General features: G+C 59.5%; 5 protein-coding genes and 1 pseudogene. 5 read left to right on the top strand and 1 reads right to left on the bottom strand.

The annotated features are described in order from the left end of the window. Positions 1-755 (top strand): annotated as a pseudogene (locus AAC083_RS17755) (MFS transporter); the annotation flags it as partial. A 342-nt stretch (positions 756-1,097) separates the two neighbouring features. Next, complete coding sequence (locus AAC083_RS17760; RefSeq protein WP_108537309.1) at positions 1,098-2,006, top strand: SAM hydrolase/SAM-dependent halogenase family protein; 909 nt, start codon at positions 1,098-1,100, stop codon at positions 2,004-2,006. Positions 2,007-2,085: 79 nt separating this feature from the next. On the opposite strand, the gene AAC083_RS17765 is transcribed toward AAC083_RS17760, so the two are convergent. Further along, entirely contained in the window at positions 2,086-2,646 is a 561-nt protein-coding gene (locus tag AAC083_RS17765) for a gamma carbonic anhydrase family protein (RefSeq protein WP_042038913.1), read from the bottom strand. A 237-nt stretch (positions 2,647-2,883) separates the two neighbouring features. Between AAC083_RS17765 and AAC083_RS17770 the strand changes: the two genes are divergently transcribed. From AAC083_RS17770 to AAC083_RS17780, 3 genes are all read left to right on the top strand, one after another. Beyond that, positions 2,884-3,534, top strand: coding sequence for a ribonuclease T2 family protein (locus tag AAC083_RS17770; protein WP_181364807.1), 651 nt, complete (start codon positions 2,884-2,886; stop codon positions 3,532-3,534). Positions 3,535-3,606: 72 nt separating this feature from the next. Next, the gene (locus AAC083_RS17775; protein ID WP_108537310.1) at positions 3,607-3,897 is read left to right on the top strand and encodes a Pathogenicity locus; all 291 of its coding nucleotides are present in this window, start codon (positions 3,607-3,609) and stop codon (positions 3,895-3,897) included. Beyond that, the gene (locus AAC083_RS17780) at positions 3,894-4,940 is read left to right on the top strand and encodes an NAD(P)H-dependent flavin oxidoreductase (RefSeq protein WP_108537311.1); all 1,047 of its coding nucleotides are present in this window, start codon (positions 3,894-3,896) and stop codon (positions 4,938-4,940) included. The genes AAC083_RS17775 and AAC083_RS17780 overlap by 4 nt, the downstream gene beginning before the upstream one ends. Positions 4,941-5,264 lie beyond the last annotated feature (324 nt).

The raw sequence follows: 5,264 nt of genomic DNA on the forward strand, positions 1-5,264 counted from the left end.
GCCCGGTATTCAGCGGGCTGGCGTTGCGGCTGGACTTTTATCCGACCAGCTTGCCCTTCCTGCTCATCATGGGGCTGGCGGCCTGCGCCATGGCAGGTGTTGTGCTGAGCTGGCCCGCAAGCGCGCAAGGGACGCCAGCCCCGGCGCACGGGCAGGGCAAGGGATCCTTGGGGGAGGGTCTCAAGGCCACTGGAGTTGCATTCTTTCTTTGCGCGGCGGCCCTGTTTACCGCCTGGGCAGTGGCGGCCAGCCTGCTGGCAATTGGCCCCAAGGTGGTGAGCCAATTGCTGGGGATGCGGGATCTAGGCCTGTTCGGTTATCTGATCGCGGCTTATATGGTGCTCTCCGGCCTGTGCCAGCTCTGGGTCCGCCGCCTCGATGCTCGCCATACCCTGCAGAGCGGTTGCCTGGCGCTGGTACTTTGCGTGCTGTTATTTATCGGCGCCGTGCACGTCCAGTCGCTCTGGCTGGCCGGGTTTGGGCTGCTGGTGGCCGGTTATGCTCAAGGCGCTGTGTTTGTTGGCAGCGCGACCCTGGTCAATTGCATCGCCCCTAGTTCCAGCCATGCTCGGCTGGTGTCGCTCTTCTATGTGATTGCCTATGTGGCGAACTGGGTGCCTGTGCTGCTGGGCTGGGTGAGTGACAGTGTCGGCCTGCGGGTTGCGGTGGATCTGCTCGCCGCCGGTAGCATTCTGATCAGCCTGGGGTTGGCCTGGGGAGTATCACGCAGTCGTTTCGAGCGGGCTGTGATTTAATCGGTTTACCCATCAATCTGCCAGCAACACGCTTTTGGCATCCAGATGGTGCATTCATTCACGCAGGATCGGCAGTACGGCGGCAAAGCGTAGCCCTTTGGGCAGATGGGACACCGCCAGCGGGTGCGGCTGTGCCATGATGCTGAGCTCCTGTGTTGTAAACCTGTTCTCATTCTGCCCTTGATACTTCCGCCGTTGCCGTTGCCGTTGGGTGAGCACATTTTCTGCGCATCACATCTCACTTTGATGCAAACCCCTTGCAAAAAAATCCACAGATGGCAGTCTGGATGTCCAAATGGCGGATGCCGTTTCGCTATCCTCAGATGATTCAGGAGTTCAGATATGGATATTCGCACCGCTCCCCGCGCCATCGCGCTCGCCCTCATGCTGGCCAGCGGCATTGCCGCCGCCAACGAAGCGCTGGTGATCCAGACCGATTTCGGTCTCAAAGATGGCGCCGTATCGGCTATGAAGGGAGTCGCCTTCGGGGTGGATCGCAACTTGCCGCTCTATGACCTGACCCACGAGATCCCGGCCTACAACATTTGGGAAGCCTCTTACCGTCTCTACCAGACCTTGCAGTATTGGCCCAAAGGCACTGTGTTTGTCAGCGTGGTGGATCCTGGCGTGGGCACCGACCGCCACTCGGTGGTGCTCAAGACCAAGAGCGGCCACTACATCGTCACCCCGGATAACGGCACCTTGACGCTGGTGGCCGAGCACTTTGGCATCGAGGCGGTGCGCCAGATCGATGAGAAACTCAATCGCCTCAAGGGCTCCGAGAAGTCCTATACCTTCCATGGCCGCGATGTGTATGCCTACACAGGTGCACGGCTTGCCTCCGGTGCCATCAGCTACGAGCTGGTTGGCCCCAAACTGCCCGCCGAAGTGGTGAAGATCCCCTATCAGCCAGCAGTTGCTGACAAGGATGGCACCCTCAAGGGCACCATCCCGATCCTCGATGTGCAGTACGGCAATGTCTGGACCAATATCGATGATGCCCTGCTGACCCAGGCGGGGATCAACAAGGGAGACAGCGCCTGCATCAAGATCAGCGAAGGGGATGCGGTCAAGTTCGACGGCAAGGCGCCCTATGTCAGCAGCTTTGGCGATGTAGCAGAAGGCCAGCCGCTGATCTACCTCAACAGCCTGCTGCAGGTGTCGGTTGCCCTCAATATGGATAGCTTCGCCGCCAAGCATCAGGTGCAGTCGGGCGCCAACTGGCATATCAGCCTGAAGAAATGCTCCTGATCCGTACAGATATAAGCGAGATAGAAATAGCAACGGGCGCTTCTGCGCCCGTTTGGTTGTCTGGTAATAAAGAAACGGATCAGAACTCGTTCGAGAGTGCCTTGTACCCTTTGACCAGATCGATATTGGTGTGGGCCACGTCCTCGGAGAACTCGGTGGCATCCACTGTGACTCTGGGGATCTCGGCCAGATCGCTCTGCTGGTTGATGCGGGTGGTGGAGGGCACATAGAAGCCGGGCGGCAGATCGCAACCATCCACCACCGAGTTGTGGCGTACCACTGAACCTTCACCTATGTGACAGTTGAACAGTACGCTGTTGAAGCCGATGAAGACCCGGTTACCGACTTCGCACGGGCCGTGCACGATTGAGCGATGGGCGATGGAGGTGTACTCGCCTATGGTGACGGCGGCACCGGACTTGGAGTGGATCACCACCCCGTCCTGAATGTTGGAGTTGGCGCCGATGACGATGGGTTCCATCTCGCCGTTGGCATCCACCTCGTCGGCGCGGATCACCGCATAGGGGCCGACAAACACATTTTCCTTGATGATCACCTTGCCACAGATGATGGCAGTCTTGTCGATATAGGCTGATTCGTCGATGACCGGCAGGTGGCCGGAAGGATTCTTGCGGATCATGTTACATCCTGTTGAAGATGAAGTCGGGACGGGAAAAAAGGCGAGGCCACAGGCCTGCCGGTGGGTCAGCTTACGCCTGTGGGCGGGGAGGGGGAACCCCTGACTGGTCTGACCCTTGGGGTCGTGCACGTATTGTGTCGGGGTGTTCCCGACGCGCAAATTATGGGAGCATGATTTCTGCCGAACGGGCCGTGTGGCCCGCCTGGTACTCTGTTGATATAACGCTGGATACCCAAGATGAAGAAGATTGTTGTCCTGCTCGGCACCCTGCTTTTCTCCCCCTTGTTCTCTTCTGTCGTGCAGGCCAAGGGGGAGGCGGGCGAGTTTGACTATTATGCCCTGGCGCTCTCCTGGTCGCCGGAGCATTGCGCCGTCAAGCCGGCCGATCGGGACCAATGTTCCCGCCAGCTGGGATTCGTGCTGCACGGCCTCTGGCCCCAGTATCAGCGTGGCTACCCGAGCAACTGTTCCCGTGAGCGGCTCGATCCCGACATGGAGCAGCAGTTTGCCGGGCTCTATCCCAGCCGTTTCCTCTATCGCCATGAGTGGGAGAAGCACGGCACCTGCTCCGGCCTCGACCAGCCGCAGTACCATCAGCTGGCCAGCGACTTGCGTCAGAAGGTGAAGATCCCGGCCGCTTATCAGTCGCCGACAGATCCCCTGCGCAAGAGCCTCTTCCAGATCAAGGTCGATTTGGCGAGCGCCAACGACTGGCTGGCCCCCGATAACATCACGGTGGCTTGCGCCGACGGTGGCCGCTTCTTGCGGGAGGTCTACCTCTGCATCAACAAGGCGGGGACGGCTGCCGTCACCTGTTCCGACGAGATGCAAAAGCGTGAACTGCGCTCCTGCGGTCAGCCGGATTTCTTGCTGCGCAGCGTGCGCTGATCACTTTTTCTCTTCATCAGGTTCCTTGTGGGCCTGATGAACACATACCGTCATCGGAAAGGAGTCTGGTCAATGACTGACATGAAACAGTTCTCGGCACAGGAACGAAGCTTGCTGCTTGGGGTGAAAGGGGTCGGTCCCACTGTCATCGGGCGGCTTGAACAGCTGGGCTACCACACACTGAGCGAGCTGGCCGAGGCGGACACGGGCCACATAGTGCAGCTGGTGGCCAGCATGCTGGGATCGACTTGCTGGCAGAACAGTCCGCAGGCCCGCGGTGCCATCGATGGCGCCATAGCGCTGGCGCGCAGCCAGGTTTTAGCCGACGTCCTTTCGTCTCCTGAGCGGGTGGCCGGGTTATGAGCCTGTTCGCCGATCTGGGGTTGCGTTATCCCATCATTCAGGCCCCCATGGCGGGTGTGCAAAACAGTGCACTGGCGCTGACCGTCACAGGAGCGGGTTGTCTGGGCTCCTTGCCGGCTGCCATGCTCAGCCCGATCGAACTGGCGAATGAATTGGCACGGTTTGCCGCCAGCGGTCTGGGGCCGTTCAACATCAACTTCTTCTGCCATCGGCAAACTGAGCCGGATCCGATCGCTCTCACCGGTTGGCAGCAGACCTTGGCACCTTACTACGCCGAGTTCGGGGTGAATGCCGAGGCCACGGTGACGGCGCCCAGTCGCGCCCCGTTCAACACCGAGCATGCCGCCATCCTGGCCGAGTTCAACCCCGCTGTGGTCAGTTTCCATTTCGGCCTGCCCGAGCCGAGCCTGTTGGCCCGGGTGAAAGCTATGGGGGCAAAAGTGTTTGCCAGTGCGACTACAGTAGCAGAAGCGCAGTGGTTGGCGCGCCATGGTGCCGACGCCATCATAGCGCAGGGTCTGGAGGCGGGCGGCCATCGCGGCCACTTCCTCAATGAGGATCTCGCCTTGCAGCAAGGCACCTTTACCTTGCTGCCACAGATAGTGGCCGCAGTGGAGCTGCCCGTCATCGCCGCCGGTGGCATAGTTGATGGCAAGGGGATTAGGGCAGCCCTGGCGTTGGGGGCCAGCGCTGTCCAGATGGGAACTGCCTTCCTTTGCTGTCATGAGGCGACAACCTCTGCCCTGCATCGTGCGGCTATTCAGTCGACTCAGGGCCAGCACACGGCCCTGACCAACTTGTACAGTGGTCGTCCGGCAAGGGGAATTGTCAATCGGCTGATGCGGGAGCTGGGTCCGCTTTCGCTATCGGCACCTGGCTTCCCCCATGCCAGCGGTGCGCTGGTACCACTGCGCGCTGCGGCGGAGAAGGCTGGCGACCATGGCTTCTCGCCATTGTGGGCGGGGCAGAATGTGTCGGGATGCCGTGACCTCCCGGCCGCGGCGTTGATCGCAGCATGGGTGAAAGAAGCGGGCCTGGCATGATCGCTTCTTTATATAGATAGATGATCGGGGGAATCGGTATGCGAGGGGGCATTTCCAGCGGCTAAACGCGGGCCACTCATGAGGCTAAACATACCGTTTTACGGCATTTCTGTGGATAAGTTTGTATAAAAGCTGTGGTTGGTTGTGAATAACTAAATAAGTGACGATTTTTGCAGTTTTATTGCATTGCGGCCCTTGCCAACGCGATCAATCTCTCTATAATGCGCCACATCGACAGGGCAAGCGGCAACGCAAACAAGCCAGTCGGTGCATAGAAAAGCCTTTGAAAATAAGGCTTGACTCGAGAAGGCGGTTGAGTAGAAT

Source organism: Aeromonas sp. HMWF014 (genome assembly GCF_963878295.1).
Classification (GTDB): domain Bacteria; phylum Pseudomonadota; class Gammaproteobacteria; order Enterobacterales; family Aeromonadaceae; genus Aeromonas; species Aeromonas popoffii.